The organism is Clostridium taeniosporum (assembly GCF_001735765.2).
Taxonomy (GTDB): domain Bacteria; phylum Bacillota; class Clostridia; order Clostridiales; family Clostridiaceae; genus Clostridium; species Clostridium taeniosporum.
On sequence record NZ_CP017253.2, the window covers coordinates 2,045,298 to 2,068,880 of the forward strand.

Below are 23,583 nucleotides of genomic sequence, written 5' to 3' on the forward strand. Positions count from 1 at the left end.
TTTCACCTACATTATCTGTAGTATAGAGTTTAATACAGCCATAAGAATTGGGATTGCTAATACTAAGATCATTATTTTACCTGAAAATTCCACTTTAGTTCCTATACTTGAAGCTCCTGCATCTTTGCATAATTCACTTGTAAATGAAGCTAAATAAGCAATCGCTAAAATTTTTAATATAATCCCAATATAAAACATATCTATATTAGCTCTATCTGCTACAGTTTTTAAGAATATAATTATTTCTTGTACTTGACCTATCATAAAAAGTAATATTAAAGCACCAACTGCTAAAGAAATAAATGTAGTCATTTCTGATTTACTGTTTTTAAAAATTAAAGTTAGAAATAATCCTATAAATGCCAATGCTGCAACTTTTACTATCAACATAAAATCACCTACATTACAAACATAGTTTTTACTGTGTTAAATAAATCTCCAATAAGAGAAACAATCATTAATAAAAGTATTACAGTACCTGCAATATTAGTTATAGCTGCAACATCACCTTTTCCACTACTTGTTAATACCTTATCAAGTATCACAAGTAATATTCCTGCACCTCCAATTTTAAAAAGAATGCTTATATCATGCATAAAACTCACCACCTAAATTAAAAATATTGTAATCATAGCCCCTATGCATATACCTAAATATCTATACACTTTTATATTTTTTTTAGATTCTTCTTCTGCTTCTTTTATATTATTTCGTATATTTTCTATTACTAAATTAAATATTTTTTCTTGTCCATAAAGTCCAGATTCACCTAAAGACTTTATAAAATCTTTCAAAAAGTTCTTATCACTATCTAATAAATAAAAGTCATTTTCTAAAAGAATATATTCACTTTTAAAAGCACTATATACACTATCTGCTTCACCATCATATAATTTTTTATTTACATTACCTATTAGTGTTTTTAATGGTTTAATTGTATTTTTTTCAATATTGCTTAATGCTTCAGGTAAAGGTGTACTTCCGTATAAAATTTCATTTTGTAATATTATTAAAACTTTTAAAATTTCTTTAAGCTCATCATATCTTTTCCTAAAAGTTTCTCCGTATGAAAAACCAATATAAGAAGTAGTTAAAAATAGCATAAAAATAAATATTAATTTAAGCATATTTTCTCCTCACCTCTTAATTTATAAATCTTCTCTATAGTACCTACACCATTTCTTGAGCTTAAAATAATAGCTCTTTCAAGTATTCCATCGTCAATAAGTTCTTTAAATACTTTACGTTTATAGATATCGTCAATTGTAAATCCATGAATGCTTGTAATTATATTTACTCCAGAATTAAACGCCATAATTAATGCTTCAGTGTCTCCTTTAGTTCCAATTTCATCACAAATTAATACTTCTGGTGATAAACTTCTTATTGACATGATCATACCTTCTTTTTTTAAGCAATTATCTAAAATATCTGTTCTAATTCCTAAGTCACTTTGAGGAACTCCAAAATAACATGCCCCTATTTCACTTCTTTCATCGATTACAGAAACTTTTTTTCCATTTAATCCTAATGATTTCATTCCATTTGATATGTTTCTAGATATATCTCTTAAAATTGTTGTTTTTCCACATTTGGGTGGAGAAATAATTATTGTATTATAAATCCTACCTCCACTAGTTATATATTTCATAATTTTATTTGAACATCCTATAACTTCCCTACAAACTCTAACATTTATAGATGATATATTTCTAATAGTTTTTACTTCACCATTACACATAACACATTCGCCAGCAATACCAATTCTATGTCCACCTTTAATTGTTATAAAACCTTGTTTTATATCTTCTTCATAAGCATATAGTGAATAATTAGATATTTTTTGTATTATTGACTTCATCTCTTCATTTGACGGATTATAATGTATAATTGATTCTCCTTTATTTGAATAAGCTATTATAGGTTTACCTATTTTTATTCTTATCTCATAAACTTGTTCTACTTTATACTTATCTTTAAGTAAATTAAATATATTAGTAGGAAATATCTTTAAGAAATCACTATCATCTTTCATCTCACTTCCTCCTCTAATGTTTTTCTTAATTATTAATATTTATATAAAATTTAAAATATTACTGTTAAATAAAAAAAGATATGTAAATTTAAATTTACATACCTTTTAAAATTCATATATAAAGCTTTTTTCTTTACTTAAACCTATATTTTATAATGATTCTAACTGTAAAATTTTTATAATTCTCTACATAATAAAAACCACTAAAATACTGTAGTGCATAGATTTTTAACAACACATCATTTGTAAACCTAATACAAAAAATGATTCAACATATAATTTTTTTCTATTATTTAGGTATACTCATAATACCTATAAACATATATTAAATATTAAAAAAGTTATACTTATACTTAAGATTTTTAGAAATGTACCCTTTCAAAATGTAGTACAAAAATAATTGTACGACATATAATTGTTTTTTTGTTCTTTTAGGATACTCATCATAATTTTAAAATATATTACTCTAAAAATTATCTGCAAATTTTTTATTAATATAAATTTCTTAAAAATGAAAAAATCCATAGTAAAACTATGGACAGTTATATATTTATCCTTTGATATTCTTATTACAATATGGACACGGAATTTCATTATTATTTTTCAAAGTTGATTGTTCAGCAAAAATTGTATTTCCACAATGACAACAAGTAGCTTCTACATATTCATCTTCTAATTCGTTTAATTCGTCTATTGAAACCTCTTCAAAAAGTTCTTCTTGAAGATCACTTAAATCATCATCCATAAATCTTATATTTTCTTCTATCGCTTCTTGATTTACAGTTAATTCTTCAATTTTATTATCCATCATTTCTAATATTGATACTACTGATAAAAAATAACTCTTGTATTCTTCACTTTCTATTTTTGATAGATTTGACTTTAAACCATTAATTTGATTCCTTAAATTTTCCATATTTTTCACTTCCTTTTATAAATAAAGTTGCTAAGTTATTTCTTAGCAACTTTATTTAATATTAAAACTTTAAAATATATTTAAGAGATTAAACTCTTTCCATATATTCTCCTGTTCTAGTATCTATTCTTATAACATCACCATCATTAACAAACATTGGAACATTAATTGTTGCTCCAGTTTCAACTGTAGCTGGCTTTAATGAGTTTGTAGCTGTATTACCTTTAACACCTGGTTCAGTATAAGTTATTTGTAATTCAACAAAATTTGGTGCTTCTACTGAGAACGCATTTCCTTTAAAGAATTTTATAACTGCAAACATATTTTCTTTTAAGTATTTTATTGCATCTGCAACTTTTTCACCATCTAAAGGAATTTGTTCAAAAGTTTCTTGATCCATGAAATAGTATAATTCTCCATCTGAATAAAGATATTGCATTTCTTTTCTTTCTATTACAGCTTCTTGTAATTTTTCAGTTGGATTAAAAGTTCTATCTACAACTCCTCCTGAAATTACATTTCTAAGCTTAGTTCTTACAAAAGCAGCTCCCTTACCTGGTTTTACATGTAAAAAATCTGTAACTGTAAACACTTGTCCATCAAACTCAAAAGTTACACCTTTTCTTAAGTCTCCTGCTGATATCATTAAATATCCCTCCAAAATTTATAGAATAATTATAATCTAAATAATATTTAGATACTAAAGTTCAATTATTGTAAACTTCGACATAACAATGATATTTTATCAAAAGAAAGAAATAATTGCAATTATTTATCTCTACTTTCATCAAAAAGTCTACAAAATTATGATAAACAATATAAAAATATTAAAAGCATATTTTTATATTATATCACTTAATTCTATTATCAATGAACTTTTATCTTTATTATGCTCAATTTTATAATTCTTTATATCATAATTTCTTAATTTAACTAAGCTTGCCAGAAGGTCTTTCTTTTCACCTTCTATTTTTAAAGATATAAGCCAACTTCCATCATGCTGTTTTGTTCCTTTTAAGAATTCCACATTATTTAAACTTTTAAACTTATCATTTATATCAGATACACTTACATTTTTATAATCATTTTTAATTATACTTTCTTTACTTAATTCTTCTTCTTTAAAGTTACCTATATTATTTAAGATTATACTTTGGCATAATGACATAATAATAAGAATTATTACTAATACTTTATCTTTTCTCATTATTTAACTCTACTCCTAATATATAATTAACATTATCATTATTTATATTCTTTATATTTATGCTATCATTTATTTTCTTTAATGCATTTATATTATTAATTTTAATTTCTCCACCATTTTTATCTATAGAAGCATTTTCAACTTCATCTAAAAATATATTATTAATCCAACAAACTATGTCATTAAAATTAATACCCATTTCTTCAACTTTATATTCATTATTAATATAATTTATTGATCTATATTTATTTTCCCTATAGTCATATATATTTTTTAATGTAATAGGTAACAAGATTAAATTTAATATTAAAAATAAAAATTCTATTCTTTTAATATTATTTATTTCTTTTTTAAATTGAATATTATAAAACTTTTTTGGTATAAAGTTCTTGTTTTTTATATATTTTTTCATACAATAAATCCTCACAATTAATATTAATTAATTTAATTTTTTTGTTAACATCATTTAATGTAATTATTTCTTTATTTTTTATATTTCTATCTATATAAAAAATATTTTCTTTGCCATTATCTACACGGCCAAAGCTATTTATTCTATTAATTAAAATATCAAGATCATTTTCAACAAATGTACGATGAAAATTATTATCTTCTAATTCTAAATAATAATAAAATCCATAAAAATAGACTATACAACTAAAATCAGATTTATTCTTTTCTAATATTTCTGTTATTATCTCTTTAATAAGAAATTGAATTGGAATAACCTCTATATTATTTGATCCTTTTGATAAAGCCTCTAATCTATTTCCACCTTTTATAGAATAAATTGATATTAATGATTTTTTCCTATCATATTGGTAATGATATAATATATCATTATTCTTATGAAATTCTTTGCTTAGCTTATATTCGATATATGCATATATGTGTGACTTTTTTATGTTTTCAGTAAAATGTTTTGAATATAATTCTTCCTCAACTATTATAAATTCCCTATTTTTACTCATTAATTTTTCAACTTCTTCAAATTGCTCAAATAAATACTCTTTTTGCTTATATATAAAGCTATTTTTTTTAACAATTAAAATAGATTTTTTCATAACACACTTCCTTTAGTCTTTATTGTTTAAGATAATTTTTAATAAATTAATAATCATATTAGAATTCATAATTTATTTCCATATTTTTATACGTTGGAATTAAATATATTTTATTTTCTTTACAAATATATTTAAGCTCTCTAATTGTATTTTGGTCTGTTAATAAGTAAAATTTATCTTTTTTTATTTCATATCTTAATTCATTTAAATTATCTTTTATATTAAAATTTTCAATAAAAATCTCTTTATTTTTTAATTTATTTAATTTCGTATTTAATTTTAACAATGTATCTTCTTCATTAGGAAATAAATTATATATACTACCATTATCATTATATAAATGTGATATTTCATTATTATTTTTCATTAATATAAAACTACAGCTACTTATAAGCATGATTACAGAAAACGTTAACATTGTGCTTATAATAATATTACCTTTGTTTTTTATATACATCTAATAAACTTCCTCCCACTTTTATCGAGTATTTCTATATAAATCAAATTGCCTTTTTTTATTACCTTAAAATCCTCCACTTCTTTAAGTAATATATTAGGAGATTTTCTTTCAGGATATTTCGCTCCCAAAGCATCCTTATCATTTTGAATATTTTTACTTATTAATACAGTATCTTTATACCTATAAAGTACTAAATTTTTTTCATCAAACTCTACTTCTCTTATAGTATCTTTATTTAATATTGAATCTAAATTTATATAAAAATTTTGCATTTTATTATACATCTTACTTGTTTCTTTAGATTTTATATAAAACTTATAATTATCAAAAATCAAATTAGTTCCAATAAAAAGTATAATTGTTACAAAAAAAATATATACAATAGATTCTATTATGGTAAATCCTTTTTTCTTTTTATATTTAAACATATTCCATCCACCACATTTTTGTAAAACTCTGTTTTATATCAACATGTAAATTTTCTCTATCAATCACTCCATCAATTAAAATTTCAAGTTTATAATTATCTTCTTTTAATTTTGAAATTTTAATATCACTACCTTTAGTTAAATTTAAAATATCTTTATTCATTAGTTCATCATAAAAATTCTCGTCAAATTTTAATCCTATATAATTATAATCTAATATTTCCTTAAGATCATTCATTTTAGTATTATATTTTAATTCGTTTATAGTATTATACATTGCTCTATTTAATTCTTCTCTTAATATTCTTTCTTTTAGTATCTGATTGCTTTTAATACAAGTACTTATTGAGAAAGATATTATAAGTGTTAACATAAATATTGCTGAAATAGCTTCTATTAAAACACTACCTCTATTTTTCACTATTATTTCCTTTCTAAAAATCTTTTCTTCTACAAACTTCATTAATATTTATATAATCAATTCCTGGCAATACAGTAATTTCATACATATTATTTTTATAGTCCTTAAACCCTATAGTTTTTCCTTGATTTATATGCCCATTAGATTTTACTTGCATACATTCATTCTTTGTAAATATTTTCATCCAATTTGGTAAGATTACTTGTTTTATACGCTTTCTATCATTGGGTGAAAATATAATTTTATTTCTTATATTATCTACTTGAATTTCTCCATTTATTTTATTTTTCTTACAATATGCTTTACTATAAGTAAATAAATTTTCTACATCATAAAGTACTGACTCCCACTCTATTTTGTTTGAAATAACAGAATTAATATCTTTTACTGATGCAGTTAAAGAAAATATTATTAATATTATAGATAAACTTGCTATAACTTCTATTAATGTAAAGCCTTTATGCTTCATTTTATAATTCCCACCTTTAATCCATCAAATAAAGGAAGAATAAAAATTATAAAAAACAATGTAATTATTACTGATATGACTATTATAAAAAAAGGCTGTAATAAACTTAAATATTTATTAACAATTTTAATTAAAGATTTTTCTAATATAATACTTAATTCTTTTAAACCTTCTCCAACAGACCCACTTTCTTCTCTTACTTTTATTATTGCAATTGTATATTTAGAAAATATATCTGCATTAATTATAGATTCACTTAATGTATTTCCTTTTAGTATATCTTTATTAATTTCAATTAGTTTATTACTTATATAACCAGAATTCATACTAGAAGCACACTGTTTAAGTCCATAAGAAATATTCATACCACTATTAATAATAATAGATATTATGAAAACAATTACATATTCTAGAAATCTATTAAATATCTTAAACTTGCTTAATAAATACATATATTTTTTGCCCATTAGCTTTTTTATTATTATAAATGGTATTATAACTCCCCAGCACAATAAAAACATAATACTAATACTTATATTTTCTTTTATATACATACTTATTTCATAAATTTTTTGAGAAATGATTGGTGCTTTTATTCCTATAGATGAATATATGCTGTTAAAATTGGGTATAACTATTAAAACTAAAAATACAATTAAAGCTAATATACTTATAAATAATATTATTGGATATGCTAATGAACTTAGAATGTATTTCTTTATAAAAGCTCTTTTCCCATAGTACTCTTTAAGAGCATTTAATGCTTCATATAAGTTCCCCGAATTTTCTCCAATAGATATTATCCCTATGAAAAATTTAGGATATAACTCATAATGTTTATAAAAAGCAGCGGATAGTGTCTCTCCACTTTCTATGTTTTTAACAATTTGATCTATACTTCTTTTATATTCTTTAGTTAAAATAATTTCTTTTATTAAATTAAGAGCTTCATTAATTTTTATTCCATCCTTATACAATTGTGCTAGACTTCCAGAAATTAAACTTAGTTCATTAAAATTTATTTTCATGTACCTCTTATTAAGAAAATTATTTATTTTCTTAAAGATACTCATCTAATCCTTCTCCTTTCATAAAGCTTATATAATCCTCAAATGATATTTCTCCTATTTTTAATAAACTTTCTAAATCCTCTTTCATTCCTAGATTAGATAAGCAAGACTTGTCTTTATAAATATTTAGCTCATCATATTTTTCATCTAAAAAATATATAGCACTTATAAGTTTTCTTGATTCATACCCAGAATAGTTACAATATGAGCATCCTATTTTTTTATATAATTTAATTCCTTTATAACTATTTTTAGTATCTTCTTTTTTACAATTTTTGCATAAGGTCTTTATCAATCTTTGAGATATTATTCCTACAATGGAATCGCGTAATAGATACTGCTTTACCCCCATGTCTTCCAATCTAAAGAACACCTCTCTAGGTGTAGATGTGTGAATAGTAGTATATACTTTATGTCCTGTTATTGATGCTCTTACAGAAATTTTAGCTGTTTCTTCATCTCTAACTTCTCCAACCATAATTACATCAGGATCTTGTCTTAATATATTTTTTAAGCCATTTGAAAAATTTATATCTAGTTTTTTATTTAAACTCATTTGATTGATGTTGGGAATTATTGCTTCTACTGGATCTTCTAGAGTTGTTATATTTATATCTTCTTTATTAATTTCTTTCAATATAGTATACAGAGTTGTCGATTTTCCACTTCCTGTTGGTCCATTAACCAAAACTAAACCTTTTTTCAGTGACATAATTTTTCTTACTAATTCTAACTTTTCCTTTGAAAAGTATAGATCCTCTAATCTATAGTTAAAATTATTGCTATACAGTATTCTTATAACTATTTTTTCACCATAAACTACTGGAATAGATGAAACCCTTAAATCATAATTGTTATTATCATAATTTATAAGTATTTTTCCATCTTGAGGCTTTCTCTTTTCTGATATGTCCATATTAGCTTGCAATTTTATCTTTGAAGCTAAAGTTATATACTCAGATAAAAGCATTTTATTTACTAGAATTAACCCTCCATTAATTCTATATCTTACATCTACTTCTTTTTCATGTGGTTCAAAATGTATATCACTAGCATTTCTCATTATTGCATTATAAATCAAAGTATCCTTAAATCTCTCATCTTCCACTCCAAATATAATATTTCTTAAATATTCATAATTGGACTTACTTACTTTATTTAAAATAATTTCATTATTATAAATAAATCTTAAGTATTCTTCTGCATCTTCTTTGATTCCATATCCTAATACAATAGTCTTATTATTTTCTTGTTTTATAGGAATAACTTTATATTTATCACATATCTTTTTATTTATTTTTCTAGAAATGTTTAAATCTGCATCTCTAATTTTATATTCAATTATTTTTATCCCTTCTTCCATTATTTGTTAAACATTCTTCCCTATTATCCTAAATATATTCACTAAAATATAAAAAAATTGCCAAGTATACTTATAAGCTAATCCTTTATATAAGTTATCTACACATTTAACTTTACTATCAATTTTCTAATCTAAAAATGGCTATTCCGCACTTTTTAGTTGAATGTGAATAATTTATAATTGAGAGTTTTAGTTGAAAGTCTTAAAGACTTTCTTATAATATATTTTTTAAATTCCATTACATAATTTTTTATTAACCCTCAAATTTACTCTCTCAATTCTTAACTAATATTTATTTAAATCTAGATTTTATCAAGCTTTTAAGCTTTAAGAATCATATAATTTCTTTTATAAAAAAACGCCAAAATAAAAGATATTCTCTTATTTTAGCGCTTTTTCTACTCATTAAATTTTATAAAATAATAATCGTCAGCTTTATCTGATACCAAACTTATTGTATTATCAGCAGAACAACTATACACTGCTTTATTTTTTGAATTAGTATCCTTACCTATAAACAATATATCTCCATTCTCACTAATACTTATACCTTTATTAACCTCCACAATTGAAGGAAAATCATATACTATTCTCTTTACTTTATTTTTATATATTTTATAAAGAGATTCTTTATCATTATAAAGTTTTCCCACAAAATATATTTCATCACCTTTAATTACAACATCATATAACGACTCAATTTGATCTGTTAATAATGTTGCCTGTTTATTACTCTTATTAAACATCACTATCTCTTTATTATTATTAAAGTCTATTTGTAAAAAAACAACATTTTCTTTTAATGATTTTATAAATCCTAAATAACCTTCATCTATTTTATAAATGAGTTGTTCTTCATTATTATTTAAATTATATATAAAAATTCCATTTATTCCATCATCACTGACGCCATAATAAAGTATACTATTTTCATCATACCAATCATATAAAACACCTGATATAGATACTTTTGATTTGATTTTTATTTCTTTATTTTTAGATGTTTCAAATACTTTTAAACGTAACCCTTCCTCTTCTATAAAGTATGATATATATTTTCCATTAGGGGATATTTTTATGTCTGTAAATTTTGGATCTTTTACTTCGCTTTTTTCTCCATTATGTACAATATAATATTTTTCATCTTCAACGTATATATAATTTGAACTTGGTTTATCATAATCAACTATTGCTTCATTAGAATTACATAAATTATATTTATCTTCTTTGTAATTATATAAATTATATTTGTGTTCTTGATATTTTAATATTGCACCTTGGTTAATTTCAACTTCCTCTGCTACACTAATTGGTTGCTCATTCTTAGGTGAACACCCTAGCATAAGCAGAGGTAAAACAATAAACACTAAAATACTAATTTTTTTCTTTTTTAAAACACTCATTTCTATCCCCTCAATTAATTCCTTGAAAAATCAAGCTGTTTTTTCATATCAGCTTAACAGATTCTAATTCCTAACTATAAAATAATATTTCCTTTACAAATAAATTCTGCTGGACCACTCATATATACTCCATCTTCTAGAACTTCTATTATAAGAGTTCCTCCTGGAGCTTTTACAAATATTTTTTCTCCACTTACATATCCTAATTTTTTAGCAACTACAGCTGAAGCACAGCAACCTGTACCGCATGCAAGTGTGGCTCCTGCACCTCTTTCCCATGTATTTACACGTATATGCTTATCATCATTTACTTTTACAAAATTAACATTAGTTCCCTCTTTAAATAAATTAAATTTTTCTATCTTTTCTCCTAAATTAACTTCATACTCCTTATTTTCTTCAAAAATAACAGTATGAGGTACTCCAATAAGTAAAGTTGTCATATTATATGTCTCATTATCTACAACTATCTCTTTATCAATTAAACTATCTAAATTATTCAATGGTATATACTTTCCATCAAAACATGGCTTTCCCATATATACCTTTACATATTCCACTTTGTTTTCTTTTAATGTTAATTCTATTTCCTTGACTCCATCTCCAGTTTCAACAGAAAACTTAGTCTTGTTTATAATTTTATTTTCATAGACATATTTTCCAAAACATCTTATTGCATTACCACACATATTTGCTCTAGAACCATCTGAATTTATAATTACCATTTTAGCCATTGAATTTTGTGATTTTCTAACTATTATAAGACCGTCAGCGCCAATTCCAAAATGCCTATTACAAACTTTTTTTGCTAATTCACATTCATCTTTAATTTTATAATTAAAGTCTTCAATAAAAATAAAATCATTCCCTGCTCCTTGCATTTTATAAAATTCCATTTTAATATTCCCCCAATATATTTTGTTTAAGTAGATACTATATATAAATTTAACCAAATAACTCAATATTAATTAAACTAACTTTATATTAAATTATTAATTCCATTCTAACATATAATACCAAATATAAATATCTCTATTAAATTTAATCTTTATATGATTACTTTAACATATTATATGAATATTTGATAATAAAGTAACTATAATGTTATACTATTTTAAAGGCATCTTTTTGCCTATAGTCGTATTAAGAAAGGACGAATTACAATGGCACTAGACGGTATCTACTTATATAGTTTAGTTAATAATTTAAAAGAATCAATATTAGATTCTAAAATAGATAAAATAAATCAACCTGAAAAAGATGAAATCATTTTAACTTTAAGAAAGAATCGTAAAAATTCAAAACTTTTAGTATCTGCATCTCCAAGGTTTCCTAGAATACATTTAACTAATTCTAATAAATCAAATCCTATTAAAGCACCAATGTATTTAATGGTATTACGTAAATACTTATTAGGAGGTAGAATTACTAAATTAACTCAAGTAAATAATGATAGAATTCTAGTAATTGATATAGAAAATCGAGATGAATTAGGTTTTAATAGTATATATTCTCTTATAGTTGAAATTATGGGACGACATTCTAATATCACATTAGTTAGAAATAGAGATAATAAAGTTATGGAGTCAATAAAACATATAACTCCAGATATTAATACTTTTAGAGTTCTCTATCCTGGGGTTGAATATGTATATCCACCAAAATCTAATAAACTAAATCCAATGATATTTGAATATAATGATTTTAATAATTTTATATCTAATAATTCAATTGCATTTAATGAAAATTTCTTTTCCAAAACTTTTACAGGAATTAGTAACTTATTATCTTTAGATTTATATTATAACATTATAGAATCTAATTCATCACCTACTAGAGAAGAAATTTATGAATTTTTTAAGAATTTTACATCAAATTTGAATAAAAACTTATCATATAACATTTATGTGAATCTCAATGGAATATATAAAGATTTTTATTTTTTAAAATTATCATCTTTAGAAAATGATTTTTCTACAATACAATATAATGATCCAAACTTACTTATGGATGATTTCTTTTATAAAAAAGATAAACAAGATAGATTACATAATAAATCTTTAGATCTTCAAAAGTTAGTTATTACTAACATAGATAGATGTAAAAAGAAATCTAAAATATTACAAAAAACATTAAAAGACTGTGATGAAAAAGAAAGTTTAAGAATTAAAGGAGATTTATTAACCTCTTATATTTATAATGTTAAAAGAGGTGATACTAAAGTTTCTTTATTAAATTATTATAGTGAAAACGAAGAGTATATTGAAATAAAATTAGACCCTTTTAAAACACCTTCTGAGAATATTCAAGCTTATTATAAAAAATATAATAAATTAAAAGTATCAGAAGAATATGCAAAATCTCAGCTTGATAAAAACCTTAAAGAAGAAGAATACTTAAATTCTGTTCTTACTAACATTCAAAATGTAGAAAGCTATGAAGAAATAGGGGATATAAAAAATGAACTTGTTGAAACTGGCTATATAAGATTTAAAAAATCCGATAAAAAGAATAAGAAAAATAAAACCTCTAAACCTCATCATTTTAAATCTAGTGATAACATAGATATTTATGTAGGTAAAAACAACTTACAAAATGATTACTTAAGTTTAAAATTTGCAAATAAGAATTATCTTTGGTTACATACAAAAGATATTCCAGGATCTCATGTTATAGTTGCTTCATATGATGTACCAGACACAACTTTAGAAGAAGCTGCAATAATAGCTGCTTATTACAGCAAAGCAAAAAATTCTTCAAAAGTTTCCGTTGACTATACAAAAGTTAAGGAACTTAAAAAGCCAAATGGTGCAAAACCTGGAATGGTAATATATCATACAAATAAAACTTTAATAGTCGATCCAAAAAAATTTGAAAATTTAGAATTATAGATTACTATAATATTAAAAATTTTATATTTTTATAAATCCTAAAATCTTATATATATTAGTTATAAAAAAATGATAACCCAAAATTAATTTTGAGTTATCATTTTTTATTTACATAATATTAGTATATATACTAACTATTTTAATCCATTAAATTATTAATTAGTGTATCACCTGGATTTTTAATTTTATTATTATCAAAATACTGATAGTAATAACATTTAATTGTTCCATTATATAACTTTCTATTTTTAGTTGCTTTTAAATCTAACATTTTTTCAAAACCATCAATAGAAGTTAAAATATTAAAATCCCAATCATTAAGTTTTCTCTTCATTTGTCCCATATACTTATAAAGAGGTTGTAATGTTTCTCTTTCACCAATTCTTTCACCATATGGTGGATTTGATACTATAAAACCATTTTTTTTAGAACTTGAAAAATTCATAAAATCTCTCTTTTGGAATTTTATATATTTATCAACACCAGCTTTTTGTGCATTTTCCATAGCTACTTTCAATACCCTATAATTTATATCATATCCTATTAAATTTATTTCTTTGTCTTTTATTGCTTTCTTAGCTCCATCCTTAACCATAGCAAAAGTATTTTTTATATCATCAGACCATTCTTCTGCCACAAAATTTCTATTACATCCTGGCGCTATATTTTGAGCTATCATGGCTGCTTCTATAAGTATAGTACCTGATCCACAAAATGGATCTATAAGATCAAACTTTTCATTCCATCTTGAAATTAAAAGCATTGATGCCGCTAAAGTTTCTTTTAATGGTGCTATTCCTGCAAGTTCTCTATATCCTCTTTTATGTAATCCAGGACCAGTAGTATCTATTGTTAATGTTACTTTATCTTTTAAGATAGCTACTTCTATTTTATATGTAGAACCACTTTCACTAAAAGTTTCAATACCATAATGTTCACTCATACTACTAACTACAGCTTTTTTTACTATAGATTGGCAATCAGGTACACTATGTAATGTAGATTTTACTGATTTACCAACTACATGCATAATTCCATCTTTAGGTATTATTTCATGCCATTTCACATTTTTAGTTCCTTGAAAAAGTTCCTCAAAAGTTCTTGCTTCAAATTCAGCCATTTTAATTAATACTCTATCAGCAGTTCTTAAATGGACATTGGCTATAGCTATATCCATTTCATCCCCTTCAAATGTTACTTTTCCATTTTCAATTTCCAGCTCTTCATAACCAAGCGCTTTTAATTCTTTGGCTGTTATGCTTTCTATACCAAAAGTACTTGTTGCAATTAAATTATACATATTTTACTCCTTTTATAAACTTTATTCTATTAATTATTAGAATCATATATTTTAACAGAATCTTCTCCATCAATTTCATTTAACATAACTTTTATAACTTCGTTTTTAGATGTAGGTATATTTTTACCTACGTAATCTGCTCTTATAGGAAGTTCTTTATGTCCTCTATCAATTAAAACAGCTAATTGTATACCTTCTGGTCTATCTAAATCCATGACAGCATCAATAGCAGCTCTAACTGTTCTACAAGTATATAATACATCATCGATTAATATTACTTTTTTACCCTTTATAGTTGTCTCTATATCTATGCTCTTAACTGTAGGATCTTTTTCTACTATAGTAAGATCATCTCTATATAAAGTTATATCCACATATCCAACACTTACCTTTGTTCCTTCAATTCCTTCAATTTGTTCTGCTATTCTTTGAGCTAATGGATAACCTCTTCTCTTTATTCCTATAAGAACTACATCTTCTACCCCTTTATTTCTTTCAATTATTTCATGAGAAATTCTAATTAATGTTCTTTTTATTGCTTTATCGTCTAATAAAGTTGATTTTAAATTCATAATCCTTCCTCCTATAATTTTGTATTTTATCTTAATTTTTGTAATATTTCTTCAAAATATGGTGGTAAATCAGTAACAAATTCTATATATTCATTTTTACTTGGATGTATAAAACCTAACTTTTTAGCATGTAGCATCTGTCCCTTTAGTTTAAATCTTTGTTTTTTGAATCCATAAAGAGGATCCCCTACTAAAGGGTGACCTAATGATGCCATATGTACTCTTATTTGATGTGTTCTACCTGTTTCAAGTTTACATTTTATTAATGTATAGCCTGCATCATATCTTTCTAGAACCTCATAGTGAGTTACTGCTCTTCTTCCATCTGAAGTTATTGCAATTTTTAATCTATTCTTCTTATCTCTTCCTAAAGGTTTATCAACCGTTCCAAAATCATTTTTAAATCTTCCCTCTACTAATGCATAATATTCTCTATTCATCGAATGATCTTTTAGTTGTGAAGCTAATTTATTATGAGCATCATCATTTTTAGCTACTACTAATACCCCTGATGTATCTTTATCTATTCTATGAACTATTCCTGGTCTTATAATACCGTTTATACTAGATAAATCATTACAATGAAATAATAATGCATTTACTAAAGTTCCATTATAATTTCCTGGTGCCGGATGAACAACCATACCTTGTTCTTTATTAACTACTATTATATCCTTGTCTTCATATAATATATCAATATTTATGTTTTCCGGATCAACTTTTAATACTTCAGCTTCTGGTATTGTTATTACTATTTCATCACAATATTTTATTTTATAATTGCTTTTAATTGATTTATGATTTACTTTAATGTTTCCTTTTTCAATAAGTCCTTGAATAAAAGAACGTGATTTTCCATTCAAAATTTCACTTAAATATTTGTCTATTCTGGATCCTTCATCTTCTTTACTTACTGTTAAAATATTTCCTTCCATAAATAATAGCCTTTCTGTATATATTCTCTCAATATTATAATATAATCCTATACATTACTCAACAAATGTAATATAAATGATTAAAACTACATTAAAAACTTTTTATTTTTTAATGATAAATAAAAATACCTTTAAACTGTAATTATATACCACAATTTAAAGGTAAATACACTTAAACATATGAACAAACTTTATTCTTTGGCAAAGAAACTCTTTATTGCACTTAAATCCTCAGTAAGTGAATTTTTATCATAATCGATTAACTCTTCATTTGAAATGTCTACTGCCACTTCTTCATCTACATCTTTTTCTTTCACATCATTCTCTTCTATAGGCTCTGAAACATTATAATTCTTTATAAAATCTTTTTCTAAATCATCAAAAGTCTGAAGTTGAGTATTCATGAAATTTCTATATTTTGCTCTAAATTTAATAAATTCCTGCTTAACTTTTTCATATTCATCATTAATGCTTATTACATCATTATGAGATTTATCAAGAACTTTTTGAGCAGTTTCATTTGCATTTTTAAGCACTAATTCTGCTTCTTTTTGTGCAGTAGTCTTTGCTTGTTCAGCTGCATTCTGTGCTAAAACTAATGTATTTTGAATTGTTGTTTCTATTTGTGAATAATGATCAATCTTTTCTTGCATATTAGTTAATTTCTCTTTTAAATTAGAATTCTCTTTATATAATTCTTCATAGTTATCTACTATTTCATCTAAAAATTCATCAACCTCTTCTACACTGTATCCTCTTAATCCTTTTTTAAATTCTTTATTTGTTATATCCATTGGTGTTAATTTCATAAACTCACCTCAACTATGTATATTTTTTTATAATTAGCTTATATTTTCCGCTTTTACTGCTTCCAATAACTTCGCCTACAATGAATTTTCCAGTTCCTCTAATAATAATTCTCTCGTCTCTTTTAACTTCATAACTTTTATCTTTTATTTTAGTGTAATCAATTAAAACCTGACCTTGATCTATCACCATCTGAGCTTTTGCTCTAGATAACTTAGATATTTTTGAAACAATCCCATCAATTCTTAAAGAAGAGACTAAAATAACCTCTTCTTTAAATTTTATTTGTGGAAGATCTCCTTTATTTTGTATTTCAGTAATACAACAAGGAGTCTTTCCAATTTTATCAACATTATATAATAAAAAATTTAATATATCCTCATGTATTGGTAAATAACATACATTATCTTCAACTATTAAATCGCCTATTTTATTTCTTTCTATACCTAGTGATAATATTCCACCTAAGAAGTCTTTATGCTCCAACTTTGAAAACTTAGATTTTCCTTCAACTTTAAGTAACCTTATAGGAAAGGAGGTTTCATAAACATTATTAAATGAAATCATCTTTCTTTCACTATCTTTAAAAATACCTTCACAAGTAACTTTAAAATCACTACTTTCACAGTTTTTTTTAAACCATTTCCATATCTTTGGTGAATAAAAACAATTACTAAAAATAGTTATATCTTTATTCTTTGCCAACATATATTTTTCATATAAATTTAATGCTTGAATTTTATCTTCTTCTAAAAAATATTTATTAATTATTTCTTTCATATATTAATAAATTATAGTTAATATAATTGTTTTAATTATATCTAATCCTAGAATTGCAAGTATCGGTGAAAAATCCACCATCATATTTGGCATAAACTTATATTGAAGCTTTCTAAATGGTTCTAATACTGGATAAGTAAAATTACTTATTATATTTAGGAGTTGATTTTGCTTTCCTGGAGAAATCCAAGAAAATATACATTCTATTAGTATAGCTAATTCTATCAATCTAAATAGTGTACTAATAAAATTTCCAATAATAAATACCATGTTTCCTCCTATTTTGACCAATTAAATAATGCTTTTGAATTTAATTCGTTCTTTAATTCACTAGTTACTTCTACATTTGATGGAGCAAGAATATAAACACCTTTTTCTATTTGTTGAAGTTCTCCTCCTAAAGCATAACAAGAACCACTTATAAAGTCTAATAGTCTTTGAGCTATCTTTAATTCTAAAAGTGTAGTATTTACTAAAACTATTCTTCTATTTTTTAATGCATCACATATTTCAGTTGCTTCTTCATAATCAACTGGTTTTGTTATTGTTACTTTCGTTGTTGGTGATGTATGAATGTTTACAACCTTGCTATTTTTCTTATTAGTAATAACAGGTTCTATCATATCTTCTACATCTTCATCTTCTATGTCATCATAGTTTTCATCAAAGTCATCATATTCATCATATTCTTCGTCCCCTAATCCTAAAAATGACTTCATTTTTGTTAACACATTACTCATTATTACTCTCCTCCTGTATTATAATTTCTTTCTCCAAATATTCCCTGTCCAATTCTTACTAAATTAGACCCTTCTTCTATTGCCTCATTGAAATCATGAGTCATTCCCATAGAAAGTACTTCCATTTTTATATTCTTATATTCCTTTACCTTTAAATAATCGAATATTTCCTTAGTTTCCTTAAAGTATTTTCTATTATTTTTTTCATCTCCTTTAGGAATAATAACCATAATACCTTTAACACGCACATAATTACATTTTTCAACTTCTTCAATAAGTGCTAATAAGTCTTCTTTTAAAACACCACTTTTACTTTCTTCTCTACCAATATTTATTTGCATTAATACATTTGCTATCTTTTCTTTTTTACCAAAAACTTTTTCAATTTCTTTCAAAAGTTTTATACTAGACAATGAATGTATTAAGTAAACCTTATCTACTAAATATTTAACTTTATTAGTTTGAAGTTTACCTATTAAATGCCACTTTATATCTTTTGGAAGATTTTCTTCCTTATAAACAAGTTCTTGTACTTTATTTTCACCAAAATCTCTAATTCCTGCCTCATATGCTTCTTTTAAATCCTCTATAGGTTTGGTTTTAGAAACAGCAAGGAGTTTTACATTTTCAGGAATTTTTAAATTTAGGTTTTCTATATTTTCCTTAATGCTCATAGCCTACTCCTCTTTCTATATATTCTCTATCTTTTAATATATTCTCTATAAAACTTTAATTTCCTTTAATAAAGTATATTAAAATCAAAATTTCTTAATTATTTTCATATCTTTTCATAAATTCAATTTCATTTGATGCTCTACTTGGAAGTAATGTTATTTTATCTTTTTCTTCTATTTCTACATAAAGATTTCTAATCATAAGTTCTTTTATATGACTACCATCTTCTAATAATGCCGTTTTTAGCTTTTCTGGATCTCCAATAGCATATATGCTAAAAGGAGCTGATTCCATAGTATTATCTTCAAACCCTATAAAAGCCCAATTGCATATTACTCCTGTCCATGGAACTACCCTATGATTATTAACACTGATAGCTTCTGCTCCGGCTTTTCTAAGTTCATTTAAAACTAAAGCCATATCATTATCGTGAAATATTTTATCTGTAACTTCAAATTGAGAGTCTTCTTCTAAATTAATATTTCCATCATTTATTTTTAATACTATTCCTGGACCTTCAACTTGACTTGAACCTACAAATAAGTCATAGTCTAAAATTTGAGCCTTCATATCTTCAAGAATCTTATCATTTTTTTCATCTTCTTTCATGTATTTATTAATCTTATCTTTAATTTCATTACTGTTTTCTTTTAAATTTCCTATTTCTTTATATAAATTAGCTCTCTCTTCTATAGCATCTTTATATTGTTTAGCATTTAATTCCACAACTGATTGTATCCCACCAAGATTAATATTTGTTGATATTAAAATTCCCAAACATAAAGTTGTAAGAAAAACTAGAAACGTCTGCTTACTTTTCTTCACAATCTTCACCTACTTTAGTGGGACTTTAATTTTTCCAATAAAAGTCTTCTTATTATTGCGAAATTATTGAAAATTCTACCCCCAAATACTATTACTGCAGCTATGTATATAGGAATGCCTAATTTATCTCCAAGATATGCTAATCCTGCTGCAAGTAATGCATTTCCGAAAAAACCTGATATAAATATGTCTGTTTGGAAATTTTTAGATAAATTAGCCCTTATTGCACCAAAAACTGAATCCAAACATGCAAGTATTGCAACTGACATATATGGCGAAAAACTTTCAGAAATATTAACATCAAATAAAAAACCTAATATTATTCCTATCAGTAGACCTATTATTGCAATCAAATCTCTTCCTCCTTATGATTTTTATTCTTTAACTGCTTTTATAAACTCACTTTTTATAGATTGAGTTGTTTTTAAAATCAATATATCATCACTTGTTTTTACTTCACAATTATAATTAGGAAGTGCACCATAATCTAAAGACCCTGGAAATGATATTCCAACATTTAATCTACCTTTATCACCAATAACATTTATAGTTATTTTATCATTAGGATATATTCTACCAGATGATCCTATTGATATCCCATTTCCTGCAACTTTTATACCTGTTTGGGGAGTTATTCTTATATCATTTATAGAAATGGCTTCTGCTCCTGAATACCAAAGTAAATTTACTATGTGAACTAACTCTTCTTCACCTAAACTTACTCCACTCACTCCAGTGTTAGACTCGAATATTGATGTTTTAGGTGCTATTGTAATTATTATTCCCGGACCTTTAACATCAACTATACCTAAATGCATTCTTGAAGTATCTAATTTATTCTTAATTTCTTTTCCTAGATCTCCTTCTTTAGCAGCAGATTCTTCTAGATTTTTAAGTTCCTCTGATAATTCACTATTTGATTTTTGTAATTCCTCTTTTTCTTTTCTTAAACTTTCAAGTTCTGCAATAATATTATTTTTATCATGAGTACTTATTTCATTTGGATCATTTTTATTAGACAAAATTTTAAATTGATATGCTAATAAAAAGCCTAAAAGTGCACAGACTAACGCTACAAAAATTTGTGATTTAGATATTCTCATTTTTACCTCCCTTTTCTATTCATGATAATATACTGGTGAACCTTCATAACTAACATCTATATATCCTTTCGTCAGTGCGACTTCTGGACTAGCTACAATATGAAGCACTTTATTCATTTTATCTAGTAAATTCTCATCATTTCCTAATCTTCCTTCTACTTCACCTATGTATACTTTAATATTAGTTAGATCTTGAAGATCAATAGAACTTATATGATATTCTGTTGGATTATTCCTCACTATATCATAGAAAGTAGTTAATACTTCACTAATTCTATCATCTTCTAAAACTTTTTCACCAACTTTTCCATCTTTAAATTCTATTCCCTTTACTTCTACTAAATTTCTTCCTTTTAGATCATCAGTTCTTTCAAGTAAAACTAATTTGTTACTTAAAATCAACTTATTTTTTCCTTCATCAATATAATAAATGCCTTCTTTTTCTACTACATTTATATTTATTTGTTTAGGAAATTTTTTTGTTATAGTTACACTTCTAACATATGGATTCTTAGTAGCTTCCTTAATTAAATCACTTTTACTTACAAAGAATATATTTTCTCCAAGAACTTTTTCACATCGTTCTTTTATATCTTCTCCTGTTATTATTGGGTTTCCTGTAACTGCTACTTTTTTTACTATAAATATATTTGATTTAGTAATAAATATAATTATTGCCATAATAAAAAAAGAAGCGTTATTATTATTTTCTTTATTAATTTTTTACGCTTAGATTTTACAATGTATCTATTTGTATTTATTTTTTTTGCCATGCCCATCCCTATTCTATGATTAAATATATTTAAAATTCATATTAAAATTTAAGTTTTTTTAATAAATTTCTTATATAATAATACCACTTTGTCTAAAAATTTTCATCAACTTTTTTAATAGATTTTACATAATAAGAAAAATTTAATAAAATAAGAGTCATAATCTATAATAATTATGACTCTTATATTATTAAATTTAAATATCTTTTTTTCCTTCTGTTTGTCGCGATATATTTAAAAGGACTCCCATGGCTGCCATGTTTATTACCAGGGATGTTCCCCCATAACTGATAAATGGTAAAGGAACTCCTGTAACAGGCATAGAACCAGTTACAACTGCAATATTTATTAATGATTGAACTGCTATAACAGAAGTTATTCCAATTGCTAGTAAAGTTCCATAAGTATCTTTAGCACTCATAGCGACTTTTATTCCTCTCCAAATAAAAACTACAAAAAGCATTATTATACATAAACAACCAATCAAACCTATTTCTTCGCCTATTATTGAAAATATAAAATCATTATGTGGTTCAGGCATATATAATGTTTTTTGCCTTGACTGACCTAAGCCAAGACCTGTAATTCCCCCTGCTCCTAATGCATAAAAGGATTGTATTAATTGATATCCATTTCCTGTAGGATCTTTCCATGGATCAATAAAATTCAACATTCTTGCTCGTCTATAAGGTTCAGCTACTGTAAATATAATAGCTGCTGCTACCATAAGTGGTGCAACTATTCCAAATAAATGTTTTAATCGACCACCTGCTGAAAAAAGCACAATAAAAGTAACTATCATTATTACTGATGCTATACTTAAATTTTTCTCCGCTAATACTAAAGCTGCATATATTCCTGAAACACCTAAATATGGTACTATTCCTGTTGAAAAGTTTTTTATTCCATCACCTTTTATTTCTATACTCTTAGCTAAAAATAAAACTACAACATATTTAGCTAATTCAGATGGTTGTAATGAAAGTGGTCCAATTATAATCCATCTTTGAGCACCATTTACTCCTGGAAATAAAAATACAAGTAGCAATAATGGTATACATCCTATCATCATCCATAAAGTATATTTTTTAATTTTATGATAATCAATTGACATTGTAGTACATAAAACTATCATTCCTAAAACTGCCCAAACAAGCTGCCTCTTTAAAAAATACATACTATCATTATTTCTAAACATAGCATAATAAGAACTTGCAGAGTATACCATAACAACTCCAACTGCTAATAGTAAAACTACACTATAGAATATTCCATAATCTATTTGACCAATATTCTTTTTTCTGAGCTTACTAACTCTCATACACAAATCCTCCAAACTTAATTAC

The 23,583-nt window shown here is 24.7% G+C and carries 31 protein-coding genes; 1 reads left to right on the plus strand and 30 read right to left on the minus strand.

Annotated elements, in window-relative coordinates; all coding sequences use genetic code 11:
• Nucleotides 1-6: 6 nt before the first annotated feature.
• The 17 genes from spoIIIAD to dapF all read right to left on the minus strand — a co-directional run bounded on the left by spoIIIAD (nucleotide 7) and on the right by dapF (nucleotide 11,732).
• On the minus strand, nucleotides 7-390 hold the full coding sequence (gene spoIIIAD / locus BGI42_RS09380) for a stage III sporulation protein AD (protein ID WP_069680055.1): 384 nt from the start codon (nucleotides 388-390) through the stop codon (nucleotides 7-9).
• A gap of 8 nt (nucleotides 391-398) precedes the next feature.
• Nucleotides 399-596 (minus strand): stage III sporulation protein AC, encoded by a 198-nt coding sequence (spoIIIAC, locus tag BGI42_RS09385; RefSeq protein ID WP_003374374.1) that lies wholly within the window; start codon nucleotides 594-596, stop codon nucleotides 399-401.
• A gap of 12 nt (nucleotides 597-608) precedes the next feature.
• Complete coding sequence (spoIIIAB, locus tag BGI42_RS09390; RefSeq protein WP_069680056.1) at nucleotides 609-1,127, minus strand: stage III sporulation protein SpoIIIAB; 519 nt, start codon at nucleotides 1,125-1,127, stop codon at nucleotides 609-611.
• Nucleotides 1,115-2,035, minus strand: a complete 921-nt coding sequence (gene spoIIIAA / locus BGI42_RS09395; protein ID WP_069680057.1) for a stage III sporulation protein AA — start codon at nucleotides 2,033-2,035, stop codon at nucleotides 1,115-1,117. Before spoIIIAA ends, spoIIIAB begins: the two co-directional genes overlap by 13 nt.
• A gap of 550 nt (nucleotides 2,036-2,585) precedes the next feature.
• The gene (locus tag BGI42_RS09400) at nucleotides 2,586-2,951 is read right to left on the minus strand and encodes a CD1247 N-terminal domain-containing protein (protein ID WP_069680058.1); all 366 of its coding nucleotides are present in this window, start codon (nucleotides 2,949-2,951) and stop codon (nucleotides 2,586-2,588) included.
• Between the two features lie 88 nt (nucleotides 2,952-3,039).
• Nucleotides 3,040-3,597, minus strand: coding sequence for an elongation factor P (gene efp / locus BGI42_RS09405; protein WP_069680059.1), 558 nt, complete (start codon nucleotides 3,595-3,597; stop codon nucleotides 3,040-3,042).
• A gap of 195 nt (nucleotides 3,598-3,792) precedes the next feature.
• Nucleotides 3,793-4,158: a hypothetical protein gene (locus BGI42_RS09410; RefSeq protein WP_069680060.1), complete on the minus strand. Its 366-nt coding sequence runs from the start codon at nucleotides 4,156-4,158 to the stop codon at nucleotides 3,793-3,795.
• Nucleotides 4,145-4,570, minus strand: a complete 426-nt coding sequence (locus BGI42_RS09415) for a hypothetical protein (protein WP_069680061.1) — start codon at nucleotides 4,568-4,570, stop codon at nucleotides 4,145-4,147. Before BGI42_RS09415 ends, BGI42_RS09410 begins: the two co-directional genes overlap by 14 nt.
• Nucleotides 4,521-5,222 (minus strand): hypothetical protein, encoded by a 702-nt coding sequence (locus BGI42_RS09420; RefSeq protein ID WP_069680062.1) that lies wholly within the window; start codon nucleotides 5,220-5,222, stop codon nucleotides 4,521-4,523. The genes BGI42_RS09415 and BGI42_RS09420 overlap by 50 nt, the downstream gene beginning before the upstream one ends.
• A gap of 58 nt (nucleotides 5,223-5,280) precedes the next feature.
• The gene (locus BGI42_RS09425) at nucleotides 5,281-5,679 is read right to left on the minus strand and encodes a hypothetical protein (protein ID WP_069680063.1); all 399 of its coding nucleotides are present in this window, start codon (nucleotides 5,677-5,679) and stop codon (nucleotides 5,281-5,283) included.
• On the minus strand, nucleotides 5,670-6,110 hold the full coding sequence (locus BGI42_RS09430) for a competence type IV pilus minor pilin ComGF (protein ID WP_069680064.1): 441 nt from the start codon (nucleotides 6,108-6,110) through the stop codon (nucleotides 5,670-5,672). Before BGI42_RS09430 ends, BGI42_RS09425 begins: the two co-directional genes overlap by 10 nt.
• The gene (locus BGI42_RS09435) at nucleotides 6,103-6,573 is read right to left on the minus strand and encodes a hypothetical protein (protein ID WP_242984720.1); all 471 of its coding nucleotides are present in this window, start codon (nucleotides 6,571-6,573) and stop codon (nucleotides 6,103-6,105) included. Before BGI42_RS09435 ends, BGI42_RS09430 begins: the two co-directional genes overlap by 8 nt.
• Nucleotides 6,545-7,000: a prepilin-type N-terminal cleavage/methylation domain-containing protein gene (locus BGI42_RS09440; RefSeq protein WP_069680065.1), complete on the minus strand. Its 456-nt coding sequence runs from the start codon at nucleotides 6,998-7,000 to the stop codon at nucleotides 6,545-6,547. Before BGI42_RS09440 ends, BGI42_RS09435 begins: the two co-directional genes overlap by 29 nt.
• Complete coding sequence (locus tag BGI42_RS09445) at nucleotides 6,997-8,073, minus strand: type II secretion system F family protein (protein ID WP_069680066.1); 1,077 nt, start codon at nucleotides 8,071-8,073, stop codon at nucleotides 6,997-6,999. Before BGI42_RS09445 ends, BGI42_RS09440 begins: the two co-directional genes overlap by 4 nt.
• A complete protein-coding gene (locus BGI42_RS09450) occupies nucleotides 8,060-9,433 on the minus strand; it encodes a GspE/PulE family protein (protein WP_192875370.1) in 1,374 nt (457 codons plus the stop codon). The genes BGI42_RS09445 and BGI42_RS09450 overlap by 14 nt, the downstream gene beginning before the upstream one ends.
• Nucleotides 9,434-9,831: 398 nt before the next feature.
• Nucleotides 9,832-10,836, minus strand: a complete 1,005-nt coding sequence (locus tag BGI42_RS09455) for a hypothetical protein (protein ID WP_069680067.1) — start codon at nucleotides 10,834-10,836, stop codon at nucleotides 9,832-9,834.
• A gap of 74 nt (nucleotides 10,837-10,910) precedes the next feature.
• Complete coding sequence (dapF, locus tag BGI42_RS09460) at nucleotides 10,911-11,732, minus strand: diaminopimelate epimerase (protein ID WP_069680068.1); 822 nt, start codon at nucleotides 11,730-11,732, stop codon at nucleotides 10,911-10,913.
• A 267-nt stretch (nucleotides 11,733-11,999) separates the two neighbouring features.
• Here dapF and BGI42_RS09465 point away from each other — a divergent pair, with 267 nt between their 5' ends.
• Nucleotides 12,000-13,727: an Rqc2 family fibronectin-binding protein gene (locus BGI42_RS09465; protein ID WP_069680069.1), complete on the plus strand. Its 1,728-nt coding sequence runs from the start codon at nucleotides 12,000-12,002 to the stop codon at nucleotides 13,725-13,727.
• A 139-nt stretch (nucleotides 13,728-13,866) separates the two neighbouring features.
• Here the strand turns inward: BGI42_RS09465 and BGI42_RS09470 are convergent, their stop codons facing one another.
• The 13 genes from BGI42_RS09470 to spoVE form a co-directional block, all read right to left on the minus strand.
• Entirely contained in the window at nucleotides 13,867-15,027 is a 1,161-nt protein-coding gene (locus BGI42_RS09470; protein WP_069680070.1) for a THUMP domain-containing class I SAM-dependent RNA methyltransferase, read from the minus strand.
• A gap of 29 nt (nucleotides 15,028-15,056) precedes the next feature.
• Nucleotides 15,057-15,599, minus strand: a complete 543-nt coding sequence (gene pyrR, locus BGI42_RS09475) for a bifunctional pyr operon transcriptional regulator/uracil phosphoribosyltransferase PyrR (protein ID WP_069680071.1) — start codon at nucleotides 15,597-15,599, stop codon at nucleotides 15,057-15,059.
• Nucleotides 15,600-15,625: 26 nt separating this feature from the next.
• On the minus strand, nucleotides 15,626-16,534 hold the full coding sequence (locus BGI42_RS09480; protein WP_069680072.1) for an RluA family pseudouridine synthase: 909 nt from the start codon (nucleotides 16,532-16,534) through the stop codon (nucleotides 15,626-15,628).
• A 191-nt stretch (nucleotides 16,535-16,725) separates the two neighbouring features.
• On the minus strand, nucleotides 16,726-17,343 hold the full coding sequence (locus BGI42_RS09485; RefSeq protein WP_069680073.1) for a DivIVA domain-containing protein: 618 nt from the start codon (nucleotides 17,341-17,343) through the stop codon (nucleotides 16,726-16,728).
• Nucleotides 17,344-17,356: 13 nt separating this feature from the next.
• The gene (locus tag BGI42_RS09490; RefSeq protein ID WP_069680074.1) at nucleotides 17,357-18,121 is read right to left on the minus strand and encodes a YlmH/Sll1252 family protein; all 765 of its coding nucleotides are present in this window, start codon (nucleotides 18,119-18,121) and stop codon (nucleotides 17,357-17,359) included.
• Nucleotides 18,122-18,124: 3 nt separating this feature from the next.
• The gene (locus BGI42_RS09495) at nucleotides 18,125-18,391 is read right to left on the minus strand and encodes a YggT family protein (protein WP_069680075.1); all 267 of its coding nucleotides are present in this window, start codon (nucleotides 18,389-18,391) and stop codon (nucleotides 18,125-18,127) included.
• 8 nt (nucleotides 18,392-18,399) lie between these two features.
• Nucleotides 18,400-18,861 carry a cell division protein SepF gene (locus tag BGI42_RS09500; RefSeq protein WP_069680076.1) on the minus strand — a complete coding sequence of 154 codons (462 nt, stop codon included), beginning with the start codon at nucleotides 18,859-18,861 and terminating at the stop codon, nucleotides 18,400-18,402.
• Between the two features lie 2 nt (nucleotides 18,862-18,863).
• Nucleotides 18,864-19,535: a YggS family pyridoxal phosphate-dependent enzyme gene (locus BGI42_RS09505; protein ID WP_069680077.1), complete on the minus strand. Its 672-nt coding sequence runs from the start codon at nucleotides 19,533-19,535 to the stop codon at nucleotides 18,864-18,866.
• Nucleotides 19,536-19,629: 94 nt separating this feature from the next.
• A complete protein-coding gene (locus tag BGI42_RS09510) occupies nucleotides 19,630-20,361 on the minus strand; it encodes a DUF881 domain-containing protein (RefSeq protein ID WP_069680078.1) in 732 nt (243 codons plus the stop codon).
• A gap of 14 nt (nucleotides 20,362-20,375) precedes the next feature.
• The gene (locus tag BGI42_RS09515; protein WP_069680079.1) at nucleotides 20,376-20,714 is read right to left on the minus strand and encodes a small basic family protein; all 339 of its coding nucleotides are present in this window, start codon (nucleotides 20,712-20,714) and stop codon (nucleotides 20,376-20,378) included.
• 21 nt (nucleotides 20,715-20,735) lie between these two features.
• On the minus strand, nucleotides 20,736-21,464 hold the full coding sequence (locus BGI42_RS09520; RefSeq protein WP_069680080.1) for a DUF881 domain-containing protein: 729 nt from the start codon (nucleotides 21,462-21,464) through the stop codon (nucleotides 20,736-20,738).
• Between the two features lie 15 nt (nucleotides 21,465-21,479).
• On the minus strand, nucleotides 21,480-22,145 hold the full coding sequence (locus BGI42_RS09525) for a cell division protein FtsQ/DivIB (RefSeq protein WP_084023907.1): 666 nt from the start codon (nucleotides 22,143-22,145) through the stop codon (nucleotides 21,480-21,482).
• Nucleotides 22,146-22,433: 288 nt separating this feature from the next.
• Nucleotides 22,434-23,558, minus strand: coding sequence for a stage V sporulation protein E (spoVE, locus tag BGI42_RS09530; protein WP_069680082.1), 1,125 nt, complete (start codon nucleotides 23,556-23,558; stop codon nucleotides 22,434-22,436).
• Nucleotides 23,559-23,583 lie beyond the last annotated feature (25 nt).